General features: G+C 47.5%; 15 protein-coding genes. 9 read left to right on the forward strand and 6 right to left on the reverse strand.

Translation table 11 applies throughout. From position 1 onward, the window contains the following. Window positions 1-112 precede the first annotated feature (112 nt). The 6 genes from ACZOTW_RS01900 (at window position 113) to ACZOTW_RS01925 (ending at window position 5052) form a co-directional block, all read left to right on the forward strand. Entirely contained in the window at window positions 113-490 is a 378-nt protein-coding gene (locus tag ACZOTW_RS01900) for a MerR family transcriptional regulator (protein ID WP_483997341.1), read from the forward strand. A 7-nt stretch (window positions 491-497) separates the two neighbouring features. Beyond that, window positions 498-1037, forward strand: a complete 540-nt coding sequence (locus ACZOTW_RS01905; protein WP_483997342.1) for a flavodoxin family protein — start codon at window positions 498-500, stop codon at window positions 1035-1037. A 9-nt stretch (window positions 1038-1046) separates the two neighbouring features. Continuing rightward, window positions 1047-2801: a 1-deoxy-D-xylulose-5-phosphate synthase gene (locus ACZOTW_RS01910; RefSeq protein WP_483997343.1), complete on the forward strand. Its 1755-nt coding sequence runs from the start codon at window positions 1047-1049 to the stop codon at window positions 2799-2801. 108 nt (window positions 2802-2909) lie between these two features. Continuing rightward, complete coding sequence (locus ACZOTW_RS01915; protein WP_483997344.1) at window positions 2910-3407, forward strand: RNA polymerase sigma factor; 498 nt, start codon at window positions 2910-2912, stop codon at window positions 3405-3407. Continuing rightward, a complete protein-coding gene (locus ACZOTW_RS01920) occupies window positions 3400-3870 on the forward strand; it encodes a hypothetical protein (protein ID WP_428037793.1) in 471 nt (156 codons plus the stop codon). The genes ACZOTW_RS01915 and ACZOTW_RS01920 overlap by 8 nt, the downstream gene beginning before the upstream one ends. Before the next feature lie 9 nt (window positions 3871-3879). Next, window positions 3880-5052 carry a hypothetical protein gene (locus tag ACZOTW_RS01925; protein ID WP_483997345.1) on the forward strand — a complete coding sequence of 391 codons (1173 nt, stop codon included), beginning with the start codon at window positions 3880-3882 and terminating at the stop codon, window positions 5050-5052. Between the two features lie 60 nt (window positions 5053-5112). Here the strand turns inward: ACZOTW_RS01925 and ACZOTW_RS01930 are convergent, their stop codons facing one another. Next, window positions 5113-5793 (reverse strand): mechanosensitive ion channel family protein, encoded by a 681-nt coding sequence (locus tag ACZOTW_RS01930; protein WP_177747886.1) that lies wholly within the window; start codon window positions 5791-5793, stop codon window positions 5113-5115. A gap of 59 nt (window positions 5794-5852) precedes the next feature. Between ACZOTW_RS01930 and recG the strand changes: the two genes are divergently transcribed. Then, window positions 5853-7949 carry an ATP-dependent DNA helicase RecG gene (gene recG / locus ACZOTW_RS01935; protein WP_483997346.1) on the forward strand — a complete coding sequence of 699 codons (2097 nt, stop codon included), beginning with the start codon at window positions 5853-5855 and terminating at the stop codon, window positions 7947-7949. Window positions 7950-7974: 25 nt separating this feature from the next. Here recG and ACZOTW_RS01940 read toward each other — a convergent pair whose 3' ends face one another. From ACZOTW_RS01940 to ACZOTW_RS01960, 5 genes are all read right to left on the reverse strand, one after another. Then, window positions 7975-8583 carry an ankyrin repeat domain-containing protein gene (locus ACZOTW_RS01940; RefSeq protein WP_483997347.1) on the reverse strand — a complete coding sequence of 203 codons (609 nt, stop codon included), beginning with the start codon at window positions 8581-8583 and terminating at the stop codon, window positions 7975-7977. A 90-nt stretch (window positions 8584-8673) separates the two neighbouring features. After that, entirely contained in the window at window positions 8674-10176 is a 1503-nt protein-coding gene (gene metG, locus ACZOTW_RS01945) for a methionine--tRNA ligase (RefSeq protein ID WP_483997348.1), read from the reverse strand. Between the two features lie 12 nt (window positions 10177-10188). Continuing rightward, the gene (gene holB / locus ACZOTW_RS01950) at window positions 10189-11193 is read right to left on the reverse strand and encodes a DNA polymerase III subunit delta' (RefSeq protein WP_483997349.1); all 1005 of its coding nucleotides are present in this window, start codon (window positions 11191-11193) and stop codon (window positions 10189-10191) included. Next, window positions 11193-11810 carry a dTMP kinase gene (gene tmk / locus ACZOTW_RS01955; RefSeq protein WP_428037799.1) on the reverse strand — a complete coding sequence of 206 codons (618 nt, stop codon included), beginning with the start codon at window positions 11808-11810 and terminating at the stop codon, window positions 11193-11195. Before tmk ends, holB begins: the two co-directional genes overlap by 1 nt. After that, a complete protein-coding gene (locus tag ACZOTW_RS01960) occupies window positions 11810-12409 on the reverse strand; it encodes a KdsC family phosphatase (protein ID WP_483997350.1) in 600 nt (199 codons plus the stop codon). The genes tmk and ACZOTW_RS01960 overlap by 1 nt, the downstream gene beginning before the upstream one ends. A gap of 134 nt (window positions 12410-12543) precedes the next feature. Between ACZOTW_RS01960 and ACZOTW_RS01965 the strand changes: the two genes are divergently transcribed. Both ACZOTW_RS01965 and recA read left to right on the forward strand, forming a co-directional pair. Next, window positions 12544-15066: an ATP-dependent Clp protease ATP-binding subunit gene (locus ACZOTW_RS01965; RefSeq protein WP_483997351.1), complete on the forward strand. Its 2523-nt coding sequence runs from the start codon at window positions 12544-12546 to the stop codon at window positions 15064-15066. A gap of 19 nt (window positions 15067-15085) precedes the next feature. Then, the gene (gene recA / locus ACZOTW_RS01970; protein WP_177747863.1) at window positions 15086-16156 is read left to right on the forward strand and encodes a recombinase RecA; all 1071 of its coding nucleotides are present in this window, start codon (window positions 15086-15088) and stop codon (window positions 16154-16156) included. The last annotated feature ends 36 nt before the right edge of the window (window positions 16157-16192 follow it).

Below are 16192 nucleotides of genomic sequence, written 5' to 3' on the forward strand. Positions count from 1 at the left end.
TACTTTTGAAAGAGGCTCCCCGACGGGAGCCTTTTTTATTTTCAAATTACTTCTTGACTTGGAGCCAACTCCAAGAATTAAAATATATGTACAGGCTTAAAAGGAGAAGAATATGACCATTTCGGAAGTGAGTGAAAAATACGGTCTGCCCGCGGACACCTTGCGCTATTACGAAAAAGCCGGGCTTATCCCCCCGGTAAACCGCAAGGAAAGCGGAGTGCGCGATTACACCGAAACGGATTGCGGTTGGGTGGAATTTATTAAATGTATGCGCGGGGCGGGGCTATCCATAGAAACGCTTACGCAATATGTAACACTCTACCGCAAGGGAAACCGCACCTTGCAAAAGCGCAAACATCTGCTAATTGCCGAGCGGGACCGCTTAAAACAACGCATTGAAGGAATGCAACAAACGCTGGAACGTTTAAACTATAAAATTTCTGTTTACGAGGACAAAATTGTCGCTTGTGAGAAAAAACTTTTAAAGTGAGGAAGTTATGTCTAAAAAGGTATTAATTATTTCTGCCAGTCCCAGAAAGGACGGCAATTCCGACTTGTTATGTAACCAATTTTTAAAAGGAGCCTTATCCGCCGGGCATCACGCTGAAAAAATTGCCCTGCGCGAACACCAAATTAACTATTGTTTGGGTTGCGGCGTATGCAACACGTCGCACAAATGCGTGCAAAAAGACGGTATGGGTGAACTTTTAAACAAAATGGTGGAAGCAGACGTAATCGTTTTGGCTACGCCAGTTTATTTTTACAGTATGGACGGACAGTTAAAAACATTTATTGACCGCACCGTTCCGCGATACAGCGAAATTTCCGATAAAGATTTTTATTTTATCATTACCGCCGCCGACACCAGCCATAAAAATATGCAGCGCACCTTGGAAGCCCTGCGCGGATTTACCGCGGACTGCCTGGACGGCACACGAGAAAAAGGAATTATTTACGGTACGGGAGCCTGGCAGAAAGGTGAAGTAAAAAATCTTCCCGTATTTCAAGAAGCCTACGAAGCCGGAAAAAATTGTTAGGAGAATAAAATGAACGTATTAAACAAAATTAACGACCCGAAAGATTTAAAAAATCTCTCTTTGGCGGAATTAACCGCCTTAGCGGACGAAATCCGCCAGACTTTAATCGTCAAGGTAAACGCAACAGGCGGCCACTTCGGCCCAAACCTGGGCTTTATTGAACCCACGATTGCAATGCACTATGTGTTCAACTCGCCCGAAGATAAGTTTGTGTTTGACGTATCTCACCAATGTTACACGCATAAAATGCTGACCGGGCGCAAACAATATTTTACAGACCCGTCCAACTACGGCAAAATCTCCGGCTACACCAACCCGCAGGAAAGCGTCCACGACCACTTTGTAGTGGGCCACACCTCTACCGCCCCCAGTTTGGCAGTAGGCCTGGCAATGGCGCGTGATTTGAAAGGCGAAAAGAACAATATTGTGGCCGTCATTGGCGACGGTTCTTTGAGCGGCGGCGAAGCCTTTGAAGGGTTAGACAACGCGGGGGCTTTAAAAAGCAACATTATTATTGTGGTAAACGATAACGAAATGTCTATCGCCCCCAACCACGGCGGTTTATATGGCAACCTGGCTCTCCTGCGCCAAACCAAAGGCAAAGCCGAGTGCAACTATTTTAAAGCCTTGGGCTTTGATTATGTGTATGTGGACGACGGCAACGATTTATCTTCTCTAATCGCCGCTTTTAAACAAGTAAAAGACACTCCGCGCCCCACCGTGCTACACTTGCACACATTAAAGGGTAAAGGTTGCGCGGAAGCCGTGGCCAATAAAGAAGCCTTCCACTGGATTCTGCCCGGCGCATTAGACCCCAAACCCGCTCCGGCCCCGCAGGAAACGTACGATTCCGTAACCGTGGACTATATACTTAAAAAGCACGCGGAGGATTCTTCCTTTATCGTGCTGAACCCGGCCACGCCCGGCGCAGTCGCCTTAACGCCAGATGTGCGCGCAAAACTGGGCAAGGGCTTTGCCGATTTGGGCATTGCCGAGGAACACGCTGTGGCCGCCGCCTCTGCCCTGGCTGCGGGCGGAGCCAAACCCGTATTGGCGGTTTTGAGTTCCTTTATTCAGCGCACCTACGACCAACTGTCGCAAGATTTGGCACTTAACAAAAATCCGGCCACCCTTTTGGTTTATTGGGGTGGAATTTCAGCCGGAGATGCCACGCACTTGGGCACCTTTGATATTCCCTTAATTTCCAATATTCCCAATATGGTTTATTTGGCGCCCACGTCAAAAGAGGAATATTTGGCCATGCTGGATTGGTCCGTCAACCAAACCCAAGATCCTGTGGCTATCCGCGTGCCGTTCGCCCCGCTTACGCACGCCCACCGCCCCGTGGAAAAAGACTACTCCGTCTTGAACCGCTACGAAGTGGTGGAAAAAGGTTCCCGCGTGACTGTTATTGCGGCAGGGTCTTTCTTCCAACTGGGCGAAAAGGTCTGCACCGAACTCCAAGCCAAACTGGGCATTAACGCTACGCTTATTAACCCGCGCTATTTAACCGGGTTGGACGAAGAGGTACTCAACACCCTTAAAAAAGAGCACGAACTCGTACTCACGCTGGAAGACGGCGAAGTAAACGGCGGTTTTGGCGAGAAAATTGCCTCATTCTACGGCAACGGCGAAATGAAAGTGCTCAACTTTGGCTCCCAAAAGGAATTTACCGACAGAGTGCCTTTGCCGGAACTCTATGCGCGTTACCACTTAACACCGGAGTTAATCGTACAAGATGCAGCCGCTTGCTTAAAAAAATAAAAAAACTACCTATTCCCGGTCTTTTTAAAAAGGCCGGGAGTTTTTTCTCCTCATAAAAGATAAAATAATTAGTGTGATACTTTTTGCAGCCGGGCATATTCTATATAGATGACGTCATTTGAAGACCTTTACAATACTTATTTTAAGCGGGTGTACGCGTATATTTTTTCGCGCGTACGCAATCACGCCACCGCCGAAGATTTATGCGCAGCGGCGTGGAAGAACGCATATGAGCATTGGGCTTCGTTTGACGAACAAAAAGGTGAATTTACCCAATGGATTTTTACGATTGCGCGCAACCAGACCAATATGTATTGGCGGTTATATTGGGTAAAAAATGTATTTTCGCTAACAGAGGAATCCGCCCCTGTATATGCGGGCGACTCCCCTTTAAAAAATCTGGGACAGGATACCTTCCGGCGCGACCTGACAAATGCCCTCGGCAAGTTATCCGCACGGGAACGGGATATTTTAGCGCTGAAATTTTATTCCGGCCTAAACAACCGGCAAATCGCGCAAGTATCCCAATTAAGCGAATCTAATGTCGGCACAATTATAAACCGTGCCGTAACCAAAATGCGCAAAGGGATGAAAAACTATGACTAAACAGCCTTGGCAGAAACGCGCCGCACAAACCGATTTTGACCCGCAGGGCCGCGCCCAAGCCCGCGTATGGGCCCGGTTGCAAGAACGGCCGTCCCACGCGTGGAAACGCTCCGTAACGTGGGGTATGTGCGCCGCCGTATTACTTGTGTTGGGGGCCGTAGCGGGGGCACGTTGGAGTGCAAAGGAATATACCGCACCGCGCGCCGCAAACGGAGCGCAAATGCTCCAATGCAAAAAAACAGGCTCGCAATTTTTATTATCAGCCGAAATTCAATGCGACGGTAAAAACTGTTCCTGCACCAAAAAATGGACCGACTGCACTTGCACAGATTCTCCTTGTGTACACAGCAAAACCTGCCGCTTAAAATTACCCGATTTCTATCCGCAAGATACCGAAACCTTGCAGGACGAAAATTCAAAAATTCAATCAGCCGGGCTGGCCGCTTGCCAGACCCAATGTTAGGAGTGTTAAATGATTAGCCGTATAATTAAGCCGTTATTACTCACGCTCGCGTTTTTTGCCGTTTCGTTCGGCGCGTGGGCCAAGCCGGTGGATGCCGTGTTATTCACCTCGCCTTACTGTCCGCATTGCCGCCATTTAAAACAAGACGGTTTCCCGCAAGCGTTTAAAGAAAAACACAAAGAAAATGTCCGCTTGACCGAATATGACTTAACGCAAGATGCCAACAATGTTATTTTTTCGCAAACCTTGGAAGCCTATCACTTGGATAATGCCGGAATTCCAATGTTAATTGTAGGGGAAACAGTATTGCAAGGATACCCCACGCAAATCGGCCCCGGAGCCGATGCCGCCGTTCAAAAAGCAATAGACAATAATGAAGAAACCCGCGTACCCGGTTTGCAAAGAGAGGAAGCGCCTTCGTTGCAAACACACGAAACGCTGTTCAGCCAAATCACGCTGTGGGCCATTATAGGTGCGGGGCTGGCCGACGGGGTCAATCCGTGTGCTTTTGCGGTAATCGTATTTTTTGTGTCTTTTTTGGCGGCCTATAAATACACCAAAAAAGAAATTGTAATCGTGGGGTCAGCCTACTGTGCAGCCGTCTTTTTGGCCTATGTGCTAATGGGGCTGGGCGCGTTCCACGTTTTGTACGCTATGAAGGCATTTCGCTATGTAACCTTGGCCGTCCAATGGGGTATGGTGGGGCTGTGCGGGGTGTTTTTGCTCCTCAGTATTTACGACTTTGTGGTATATCAGCGTACTAAAAAATCCGAAAAAATGCTTTTACAACTGCCTACCAATTACAAAGTGTATATCCACAAGGTAATGCGCTTCTTTTTAAAAGATAAACACAGTTCTATGTGGCGGCTCTTGCTGGCGGCATTTATTGTGGGCTTTGTGGTCTCCGGGGTGGAGGCCGTATGCACCGGGCAAGTGTATTTGCCTACAATTGTGGTCATTTTAAAGGAAGTAAACCAACATTTTTGGCGTGCCACGGAGTTCCTGTTATTGTACAACTTGATGTTTATTTTGCCGCTTGTGCTGGTCTTTGTGCTTACGTTGTGCGGAAAGGAATCAGCCACCTTTAACGATTGGCTTAAAAAGCATTTGGGCCTTACCAAGTTTATTCTGTGCTGTGTGTTCTTGGGATTACTTATCTTGCTGTTAGCCACTATGTTTTAAACCAACATACCAAAAAAATCCCGGAGCGTTTTTTCGCTCCGGGATTTTTTATCTTACAAACTATTTGTCTTCCTTTTTAAAGAGGTCGCGCAAAAATTCGGCTACCAATTCTTTGGAGCCTAATCCTACCCCGATACCAAAGGCCAACCCCAAAGAGGCTAGCAAAATAATTACCACATTGTTTACCAACTGGTTGGCAAAGCCTAGGTTTTCCACCGCCACCAACGCACAGAAAAATACGATAAACGCATTAACCGCGCGGGAAATAAAAAACCCGCCTTTTAAATTATTGGCCTTGGCGGAATTTTCAATAATATTCCCCATTAATTTGCCGAACAGCAGGCCCGCAAACAAAACCAAGACGGACACAAAAAGCGTCGGGATAAATTCCAAAAATTGCGTAAATAAGTTGCGGATAATCGCCAAATGAAGCACATCCGCCGCCAGCACAATTGCGTAAAAAATTACAGCCCAAGCAAGGACAAATGAAATAATATACGTTGGAGATTTACCCAAACCAAACCGCACGCACAACTCGTTAATACCCAGTTTAGAGGTTTTGTCATCAAAGGATATTTTGTTTAAAATCTTCTTGGCATAAGACCCCACAAAACGGGAAATATAAAGTCCCACCACCAAAATTAAAATTGCGCCCACCAACGCACCTAATATTTTCAAACTGCTCTGTCCCACCCGTAATAAATGTTCGCTAACTTGCGCGGAAATCAATTCCAAATCCATAAAATCTCCTCCTTTTTTTAAATTGTAGCATATATTATTTGTAAAATAAGTATATAAGTATGACGACAAGCACGCAAATCCAATATTTAAAGGGCATCGGCCCTGCCAAAGCAAAACTGTTTGAACGGTTAGAAATTCAAACCGTAGAGGACTTGCTCCATTATTATCCGCGGACATATCAGGACCGCCGCTTAAATTCCACGCCCAATGAATATAATTCCGAGTCGCTCGTGGTTTTTAAAGGGCGAGTTTTGCGCACCCAGCAAATCCCGGCCCGAAGCGTGCTGATTTTTAAAGCATTTTTAGAAGATGAAAAGGGACAGCAAATAGAGTGTACCTGGTTTAAAAAACGTACGTTTCGCGCGTTCCGCTTTGACCCGTTTGGCACACTTAAAAAAGATTTTCATATCAATAACGAAGTGTGGATTATCGGCAAACGCGAAGATAGAAATAATTTCTTCGGCAATAAAGTTACCGTAGATGAGCATTACCCCGCCGCAGACGTTTTAACCAAATTACACGCGGGCCGCTTAACGCCTATTTACGGTTTGACCGAGGGGCTGACAAATAAACAATTCCGGCAATTTGTCTATGAAGCCCTGCAAATCCCGTCCCTGGCGGCCGAACCGGAAACTTTACCGCCTGTTTTGCTGTCCAAACGCCAATTATTAAGCGCACCGCAGGCCTTAAAAGCCATACACTTTCCAAATTCATTAGCCGAACTGGAAAGCGCACGTGCGCGCCTGGCGTACGAAGAATTTTTACTCCTGGCTACGGCGTGGGGCATTAAACGCACACAAACTAAAATTTTAGCCAAAGATTATTCATACGAAATCAAAAAAACCCTTTTAACCCCGTTCCGCGAGCAACTGGGTTTTAACTTTACGAACAGCCAAAAAAAAGTTATCAACGAAATTTTTAAAGACCTCTGCTCCCCCCGCCCGATGAACCGGCTGTTGCAGGGAGATGTCGGCTCCGGCAAAACCGTAGTGGCTCTGTGCGCGATGTTGCTGGCGGTGGAAAACGGGTACCAGGCCGCGCTAATGGCCCCGACAGAAATATTAGCAGAACAGCATTTTTTAACTTTCAAGCGTATTTTAAAGGGTTTAAAAGTTAATTTGGCAGTCCTTTCATCCAGCACCAAGGCCGCGGCTAAAAAGAAAATTTTAAAAGAACTTGCTGATGGAAAAATTGATATTTTAGTGGGCACGCACGCTGTTATCCAAGATGATGTGAAATTTCACAATTTGCGTCTGGCAGTCATTGACGAGCAGCACCGCTTTGGCGTAAAACAGCGCAGCAAACTAAAAGAGAAAACCGCCAAATTAGACCTTTTGACTATGACCGCTACGCCTATTCCGCGAACATTGGCCCTTGCGTTCTACGGCGATTTAGACGTTTCCACATTAAGCGAACTCCCCCCCGGACGCCAACCGATTCAAACGGAATCGGCTACTTCTAAACTGGCCTACGACCGCGTGCGCGAGGAAGTAAAAAAAGGGCGGCAGGCATATATTGTTTTCCCGCTGATTGAGGAAAGTGAAAAGGTTTCAGCCAAAGCCGTAACGGAAGAATTTGAAAAATTACAAAAGGTGTTCCCGGATTTCCGCTTGGCTGTTTTGCACGGGCAAATGACCCAAGCGGAAAAGGAAAGCGTAATGGCCGATTTTGCCGCCCATAAAACAGATATTCTGGTAGCCACCCCGGTAATTGAGGTAGGCATTGATGTAAAAAACGCTACTGTAATGGTAATTGAAAACGCAGAACGCTTTGGCCTGGCCAGTTTGCACCAGTTGCGCGGGCGTGTGGGCCGCGGAGAACACGAAAGTTTCTGTATTTTAGTACCCCAACACGCGGGGAGTATAGCCAAAGAACGCGTGGACATTATTTGCGCTACGCGGGACGGCTTTAAAATCGGCGAACGTGATATGCAACTGCGCGGACCGGGCGAAATTTTAGGCACGCGGCAAAGCGGCGAACTGGAATTTAAAGCCGGGGATATTTTTAAGGACCGGGATATTTTATATCAGGCCATTGAGGACCGCGACGAACTTTTATCCCAAGACCCTGCCCTCACCAAGCCGGAACATTTTTTGTTTCGCCAAAAACTGACGGAACTCTACCAAAAAAATTGGCACCTGATTGATTTAAGTTGAGGACGAGCGGGCCTCTTTGTCAGCACTATTTTTGTGTTTTAGGTTGCGACACAGTAACTTCTGATACCGGGGAAACGGTTTCAGGCGTTTGCTTGCAGGAAGTAACCAAGGACCTTGGCGTTTGCCGGCGGCGGTTTAATATTTTTTCGTTTGCGCCGTGCGCGGCCAAAAAACCGTAAATAGCCCGGTTGCAATTTAACGCCGCCAAATGAAGCGGGGTGTTGCGGTCGCTGGCGGGTGATATACGGTTTCCGCGCGGTTCATTGGCCAAAGATTCAAATAATTCCGGCTCCACCTCATCCATAAAGGCAAAAAGCATACGCAACATTTCTTCGTCATTATTGGATACTGCCAAGTGCAGGGCATTTCCTCTGTTGGTGCGGACGTCCAAACGGGAAAAACTATCAGCCAAAAGTCGGGCCATTTTGACGTCTTTATTTTTTACCGCCGCCAAAAAGGCCGTCGTTCCGTCCGGCTCTTCTACAAAAACCAAGGTTTTATCGGCGCGCAACATTTCTTCCGCCTTGTCCGTGTCGCCTGATCGTACCACGGCAAAAAAGGCCGCGCCCGACACCCCGGCACGCGCAATCAGCGCACTCATCCCCAACAAGGCAAGCAGAAGAAATTTTCTCATAAAGTTAGTGTAATCTATTTTATCCCGATTAGCAAGGGAAAAAAAGCGGCACGCCCGTTTATAAGCGTGCCGCTACCAAAAGGCTCTATTCTATTTATCCAAACGCGGGAAAAGCGGAGCATACTTTTCAATCTTGCCGGGCAAGAGCCTCCGCTGCATTTCTTTGGCAATCGTCGGCATAAACGGCTCCAACCACACCGCCACTTTACGCAGGCAGGCCACCAGTTCCAACAAGACGGCCTTAGCGGCTTCCACATCGTGTTTGGCCAGTTCCCACGGTTTGTTCTCGTCCACCAGTTTATTTAATTCGCTGGCGAAGCCGTAAATATTTTCAAGCACTTTATCAAAGGCCAGTTCGTCATACGACTTATCAATGGCTTGGTCCACTTCGTTGGAGTGCGCGAGCAATTTATAATCGCCTTCAATTTTTTCCGGCAATTCGCCTATATTTTTTGCCGCCATATTGAGCGTACGGGAAAGCAAGTTACCAATATTGTTGGCTAAATCGGAATTATAACGGTTTTTAAAACTTGCCATAGAAAAATCTCCGTCCTGCCCGAAGGGAACTTCGCGGAACAGAAACGCGCGCAACGGGTCCACCCCGTATTCGGCGGCTACTTTGGCCGGGTCCACAATATTGCCCAAGGACTTGGACATCTTTTCCCCCTCCACAGTCCACCAACCGTGAGCAAATACTTTTTTGGGAAGAGGCAATCCAAGCGCCATCAAAACCGCAGGCCAAATAACCGTATGGAAACGGAAAATTTCCTTACCCACCATATGTAAATCTGCGGGCCATAAATCTTCAAACTTTTCGGCTTTGATTTGTTTTAATTGTTCCTCGTGCAGCGTTTTATCTGCGCAAATATGTGTGCCGTAACCTGCGGCGGAAATATAGTTAATAAGCGCATCAAACCAAACATAAATGGTATGTTTCGGGTTGCTCGGCACCGGGATACCCCACGCCACTTTGGTACGGGTAACGGATAAATCTTGCAAGCCGCCCTTTACAAAGTTGATAATTTCGTTCGCGCGGTATTTGGGGCTTAAAAAGTCGGGGTGTTCCTCATAATATTTTAAGAGAGGTTTTTCGTAGCGGGAAAGTTTAAAGAAGTAGGTTTCCTCGTGTACTTCGGTCAGCGGTTTTTTGTGTACCGGGCAGAGGTTTCCTTCCAAAATTTCGCTTTCGTTATAATATTGTTCGCAGGACAAGCAATATTTACCCGAATAGGAACCCAAGTAAATATCCCCGCTCTTTAATAATTTTTCAAAAATGGCCTGCACCACTTGTTCGTGTTTTTTGTCGGTAGTGCGGATAAAATCGTCATAGGAAATATTTAATAATTTCCACAATTCTTTGTATTTACCCGAAACCTGGTCCGTCCACTCTTTGGGCGTTACGCCTGCGGCGGCGGCGGATTTTTCAATATTGGCACCGTGTTCATCGGTCCCCGTCAAAAAGCGCACATCAAACCCTTTCAAGCGTTTGTAGCGCGCCAACACATCTTGTGCAATCGTCGTATAAGCGTGCCCGATATGCGGGACAGAGTTCACATAATAAATAGGGGTAGTAATATAGCATTTCTTGGTCATAATTTCTCCGTATTAAAAAATCTGCAAATTTAAACCGTCTAAACTCATTAAAGCCGTTTCCAACACCAACGCAGGCGATACGTTCCGCCCGATACTGCGCTTGTAATTTTCAAATCGTTTCAGCATTGTTTGATAAACACACTGCTTGTTTTCATCGGCCTCGTCTATCCAGGCGCGGTGCAAAGCCATTATCAGCACATCCAGCACCGCCTGTGCCTCTTGCCTAGACGTTACCAAGGTGCGGGAAAGCCCTGCCGCCACACCGCTTGGCCCTTGCGGGGAGCCAAAGCCGCCGGCTTCCAACAAATCTAACGCTCCCGCGGCTTTTACCGCACCGGAAACAGAACCGGCACTGTACCGGGCGCACAAATCCGGATTGGTTACATTAGCCTGTGTTCGCGTTAAAATTTCCTTTACATTTTCCAAGGATAAAGGCGAAAATGCAAGCGGTTGGCAGCGCGACAAAATCGTCCGCAGCATTGCCGCGCGTTTATTGGTAATCAACACCCAAACCGTTTTATACGGCGGTTCTTCAATAAATTTTAAAAGAGCATTGGCCGCCGCGCCCTGCATAGTTTGGGCTTGGTCAATAATCAGCACCTTCCACCCGTTCCCCACAGCCTTTTGCTGGGATTTGGCGGTAACATCGCGAATAGTATCTACGCTAATGTGCTGCTGTTTGGTGATTTCCTTTTCCAGTTCTTCGGCATAGCCTTTGCTGGTAAAATCTTTTTTTACTTCTAACCGGGCCTGATAGGTAAAATCTACAAATGTTACATCCGGGTGGGTAGCCTTATCAATGGCCCGGCAGTTGGCACACACGCCGCAGGCATCTCCGCGCCGGCGGGCATCTTCGTCTAAACAGTTTAGAGCCTTGGCAAATTCAAGCGCCGCCAAGCGTTTGCCCACGCCGTCCGGCCCAAAAAACAAAAGCGCGCCCGGAACCTTTTGGTTCCGGACCAGTTGTTTTAAATACGAGGAGGCTTTTTCCTGCCCCAAAATATCAGCAAACGGCATTACTCTATAATATGGCGGTCCAACAGCAGTTGGCGCACTTGGTTTTGTATTTCGTCTATGTTTCTGTCAGCATCCACCAAATACGCGTTGGGGGTGGTTTGTACCATTTCCAAATACCCTTGGCGCATTTTCTGGCGGAAAGCCACATCTTCCTGCTCTAAACGGTCCGAAAATAAATATTCCCCGCGTTCGGTAAAATATTTATCCGACATTAAAAATACGAGTGTCAAATCGGGTTGTAAATGGAGCGAAGCCTCTTGGTTTAAGGCTTCAATTACCTTTAAATCAATGCCCCGCCCATAACCCTGATAAGCGCAAGTGGACATTGTATAACGTTCACAAATGACGGTTTTCCCCGCTTCTAAGGCAGGCAAAATTTTTTCCTGCGTGTGCTGGGCGCGGGAGGCTTCGTAAAGCATTAATTCCGCCATCGGGCGGATATCCAATCCCGGCTCCAACACCAGTTGCCGGATACGCTCCGCCGTGGGGGTGCCGCCCGGCTCACGAGTTAAAACAACCTCGTGTCCGCATGCCACCAGTCTATTATAAAGCAACTTGGCTTGGGTAGATTTGCCACAACGGTCCGGCCCTTCTAAAACAATAAACTTGCCTTTCATTACGCAATTCCTTCCTGCGATGTAACAGTTTCTAACTGCGCTTTTTTGTTGACCTTCCAGGCAGATTTATCCACTTGGTCCAAAATCGGGGCCAATTTGCCTTGGGCATTTAAAATAAAATCAATAATTTCGCGGTAAGCACCGTCCCCGCCGTTACGCTTGGTAACGTAATGCGCGCAATTTTTTACTACGTCCAGCGCATTGGGCACAGTAGCCGCAAAACCTACGGCTTTTAAAAGAGGCATATCCGTAATATCATCACCAATATAGGCCACTTGTTCGGGAGTCAGGCCTTCTTTTTTCAAAATATCGTTAAGCGGTCCCATTTTGGTTAAAAAGCCTTGGTACATATATTTGTAACCCAAGTTTCGGGCGCGCTCCACGGTGGTTGGATGGCGGCGGCCCGTAATAATACCGCACACAATATCCGTACTGTTGCAGAGCATCACAGCCAGCCCGTCCTGCGTGTTAAAAGATTTAAATTCGTCTATTTTGCCGTCGTCCCGTACGAAAAAGTTTACTTTTCCGTCCGTTAAAATACCATCTACGTCGGTTAAAATGGCCCTGATTTTGCGGGCGCGTTCTATTGCTTGTTCCATATATAAGGTATTATACAAAATATCCCCCCGCTGTAAGGCATCTGCCCTGCACCCGAAGTGCGCGCGTAATCACCGCGGACCGGTAAGTTATTTTATATAATGGTAGTAATCGTTTGAAAGGGGTTTAAAACAAGATGGCTAAAAGATTTACCGAAAATGCGCAAAAAATTATCCTGATTGCGCAAGAAGAGGCCAAACGCCTCAACCACGACTATGTGGGTACCGAACATATTTTACTGGGTCTTTCCGCTTTGGAAGGGACCGTATCCAATAAGATTTTATCCGGCTTGGGTGTAACGTTCCGCAAAGTCCGCCAAGAAATTGAAAAAATGGTAGGCATTGGCGATACGATTATGTTGCTTGGCGAAATTCCCTTTACGCCACGCGCCAAAAAAGTTTTGGAACTGTCCGTAGAAGAATCCCAAATGTTAGGCTCGGACCATATCGGCACCGAACATATTTTACTGGGCCTTATCCGCGAAGAAGAAGGGATGGCAGGCAAAATATTAGCCAATTTGGGTCTTAATTTGGATTCTGTGCGCGATACCGTACTCAACTTTATCGGTGATGCGGACTCCGGCGATTTAAACGAAGACAATACCGTTTTTTCGCAAGAAATCAATTTAAATACTCCTAAAAAAGAACGCGAAACAACCGTAAGCAAAAGCAAAACCCCTACATTAGACGAATACACACGCGACCTGACAAAATTGGCCGCCCAAAATAAACTGGACCCCGTTATCGGGCGCGAGGAAGAAATTGAACGCTTGGTACAAATATTGGCCCGCCGCACAAAAAACAACCCGGTGCTTATCGGGGAGCCGGGTGTAGGTAAGACGGCTATCGTAGAAGGTTTGGCACAGAAAATAGCCCAAGGAGAAATTTCGGAAGTCCTTTCCAACAAGCGTATTTTAGCCTTAGATTTAGCCTCCGTGGTGGCGGGAACCAAGTACCGCGGAGAATTTGAACAACGCTTAAAAAATATTATTGACGAACTGGCCGCCGCCAAAGATGCCATCATTTTCATTGACGAACTCCACACCATTATCGGTGCAGGTGCGGCGGAAGGCTCCATAGATGCCGCCAATATTTTAAAGCCGGCCTTGGCCCGCGGGGAAGTACAGTGTATCGGTGCTACCACGTTTGACGAATACCGCAAATCTATTGAAACCGATGCCGCCTTGGAGCGCCGATTCCAACCCGTAGTAGCCGACCCGCCGGACGTGGACGATACTATTAATATTTTAAAGGGTGTCCGTTCTAAATACGAAGCACACCACAAGGTGCATTATACGGACGGGGCTGTCCGCGCCGCGGCCTCTATCGCAGACCGTTACATTACCGACCGCGCAATGCCGGATAAAGCCATTGACCTGTTTGACGAGGCCGGAGCCCGCGCGCGCCTGAAAAATGCCGCACTGCCGCCCGAAATCAAACAAAAGCAACTGGAATATAACCAGGCGGTACAAGAAAAAGACGAAGCAATGGCAAATAAAGAGTTTGAAAAAGCCGCCGCCGCAAAAGATACCGAAGCCCGTTTAAAGGGGTATATTGACCATTTAAAACAAAAATGGCACGAAGAACACGACAAGCAAGTTCCGCAAGTAACCGAAGAGGATATTGCGCTTGTTGCTTCCAAATGGACGGGTATCCCCGTTACGCGCTTAACCCAAAGCGAAACGGATAAAATTTTACATATGGAAGAACATCTCCACGAGCGCATTATCGGGCAGGATGATGCCGTAAAAGCCGTTTCGCAGGCAATTCGCCGCAACCGGACAGGGTTAGGAAATCCGCACCGCCCGATTGGAGGCTTTTTGTTCTTAGGGCCTACGGGTGTAGGAAAAACGGAACTGGCTAAAAGTTTGGCGACGTTTCTGTTCGGCGACGAGGATGCGATGATTCGTTTGGATATGTCCGAATATATGGAAAAATTTGCCGTCTCGCGCCTTATCGGCGCGCCGCCCGGATATGTAGGGTATGAGGAAGGAGGGCAACTGACCGAAGCCGTGCGCCGCCGCCCGTATAGCGTGGTGGTATTGGACGAACTGGAAAAGGCCCACCCGGACATTTACAACATTTTACTGCAAGTGCTGGACGAAGGTTCTTTAAGCGATAATTTGGGCCATAAGGTCAGTTTTAAAAATTGCGTGATTATTATGACGTCCAACGTCGGCGCGCGTGAAATTACCAACAAAGGCAGTACCTTGGGTTTTGCCGCACACCAAACCGAGGAACAAGAATACCAAGATATGCGCAAAAACGTAATGGAAGAAGTCAAAAAAACCTTCAACCCGGAATTTATCAACCGTATTGATGAAATCGTGGTGTTCCACTCTCTTTCCAAAGAAAATATCGGCGCTATTTTGGACTTAGCCTTAGAAGAGGTTGATGACAAACTGGCGGAGCGTAATTTATCTTTGGAACTGACAAAGGAAGCAAAAGATTTCTTGGTGGAAAAAGGCTTTGACGTGAAATACGGAGCGCGCCCTTTATTGCGCACGTTACAGCGCGAACTGGAAGACCCGTTGGCGGAAAATATCCTTATCAGCCGCTATCCGGACCATACCAAAATTATTGTAAACTTTGATAAATCAGCCGGGAAGTTGACCTTTCACGGCGCGGCGGTGGAACAAAAAGACGCCGTAACCATTTAAACCTACTTGGAGGAGTTTTATGGACGCAAACAAACAAAAAGCGCTTGATTTGGCTCTCGGCCAGATTGAAAAAGCGTTCGGGAAAGAAGCGATTTGCAAACTGGGCGGAGGCGGCGTAAAAAACGTGGAAGCAATTCCCACGGGCGCGCTGTCCTTGGATTTAGCCTTGGGCGTAGGCGGGCTTCCGCGCGGGCGCGTGATTGAAATTTACGGCCCCGAAGCCGGCGGCAAAACGACGTTATCTTTGCACGTGGCGGCCCAAACACAAAAAATGGGCGGCACTGTGGCCTTTATTGATGCGGAACACGCCCTGGACCCGGTATATGCGGCTAATTTGGGTGTAAATGTGGACGAACTGCTGGTTTCCCAGCCCGACTCCGGCGAACAAGCCCTTGAAATTGCCGAAAAACTCGTGCGCTCGGGTGCGATTGATTTAATTGTGGTAGATTCCGTAGCGGCTTTGGTACCGAAAGCCGAAATTGAAGGCGAAATGGGAGATTCCCACGTCGGCTTGCAAGCCAGACTGATGAGCCAAGCCCTGCGCAAATTAACGAGTCTGCTCAATAAAACAAAAACAAGCATTATTTTTATTAACCAGTTGCGCCAAAAAATCGGTGTAATGTTCGGCAACCCGGAAACTACACCAGGAGGGTTGGCCCTTAAATTTTACGCCTCTGTCCGCATTGACGTCCGCCGCATTGAAAACTTGAAAAAAGGCGACGAAGTCATCGGCACCCGCGTACGCGCAAAAGTAACCAAAAACAAAGTGGCGCCGCCGTACCGCCAAGCCGAATTTACGATGATTCTCGGCCACGGCATTTCGCGCGAAGCCTGCATTATTGATAAAGGGGTAGAAGCCGGCTTTATTGAAAAAAGCGGAAGTTGGTTTATCTACGGAGATGAAAAATTGGGCCAAGGTGCCGAAAACGCCCGCCAATATTTAAAGGACAACCCCGAACTGGCCGCTGAGATTGAAGACAAATTATACGTCAAATACCTCGGCCACCACTACAACGGCAAAAAAGCCGATGCGGCGGAACAGGCAAAAACTGAACCCGCCAAAGAACCTAAAAAGGTTACAAAGAAATAGACTCTACAAAAAATGCCCTAGACTAAAAGCCTAGGG

The organism is Candidatus Avelusimicrobium sp., from assembly GCF_056976295.1.

What these genes read in the sequence shown, in the direction of transcription:
- ACZOTW_RS01900 (WP_483997341.1), top strand. Translation starts at nt 113, where the DNA reads ATGACCATTTCGGAAGTGAGTGAAAAATACGGTCTGCCCGCGGACACC.
- ACZOTW_RS01905 (WP_483997342.1), top strand. Translation starts at nt 498, where the DNA reads ATGTCTAAAAAGGTATTAATTATTTCTGCCAGTCCCAGAAAGGACGGC.
- ACZOTW_RS01910 (WP_483997343.1), top strand. Translation starts at nt 1,047, where the DNA reads ATGAACGTATTAAACAAAATTAACGACCCGAAAGATTTAAAAAATCTC.
- ACZOTW_RS01915 (WP_483997344.1), top strand. Translation starts at nt 2,910, where the DNA reads ATGACGTCATTTGAAGACCTTTACAATACTTATTTTAAGCGGGTGTAC.
- ACZOTW_RS01920 (WP_428037793.1), top strand. Translation starts at nt 3,400, where the DNA reads ATGACTAAACAGCCTTGGCAGAAACGCGCCGCACAAACCGATTTTGAC.
- ACZOTW_RS01925 (WP_483997345.1), top strand. Translation starts at nt 3,880, where the DNA reads ATGATTAGCCGTATAATTAAGCCGTTATTACTCACGCTCGCGTTTTTT.
- ACZOTW_RS01930 (WP_177747886.1), bottom strand. Translation starts at nt 5,793, where the DNA reads ATGGATTTGGAATTGATTTCCGCGCAAGTTAGCGAACATTTATTACGG.
- recG (WP_483997346.1), top strand. Translation starts at nt 5,853, where the DNA reads ATGACGACAAGCACGCAAATCCAATATTTAAAGGGCATCGGCCCTGCC.
- ACZOTW_RS01940 (WP_483997347.1), bottom strand. Translation starts at nt 8,583, where the DNA reads ATGAGAAAATTTCTTCTGCTTGCCTTGTTGGGGATGAGTGCGCTGATT.
- metG (WP_483997348.1), bottom strand. Translation starts at nt 10,176, where the DNA reads ATGACCAAGAAATGCTATATTACTACCCCTATTTATTATGTGAACTCT.
- holB (WP_483997349.1), bottom strand. Translation starts at nt 11,193, where the DNA reads ATGCCGTTTGCTGATATTTTGGGGCAGGAAAAAGCCTCCTCGTATTTA.
- tmk (WP_428037799.1), bottom strand. Translation starts at nt 11,810, where the DNA reads ATGAAAGGCAAGTTTATTGTTTTAGAAGGGCCGGACCGTTGTGGCAAA.
- ACZOTW_RS01960 (WP_483997350.1), bottom strand. Translation starts at nt 12,409, where the DNA reads ATGGAACAAGCAATAGAACGCGCCCGCAAAATCAGGGCCATTTTAACC.
- ACZOTW_RS01965 (WP_483997351.1), top strand. Translation starts at nt 12,544, where the DNA reads ATGGCTAAAAGATTTACCGAAAATGCGCAAAAAATTATCCTGATTGCG.
- recA (WP_177747863.1), top strand. Translation starts at nt 15,086, where the DNA reads ATGGACGCAAACAAACAAAAAGCGCTTGATTTGGCTCTCGGCCAGATT.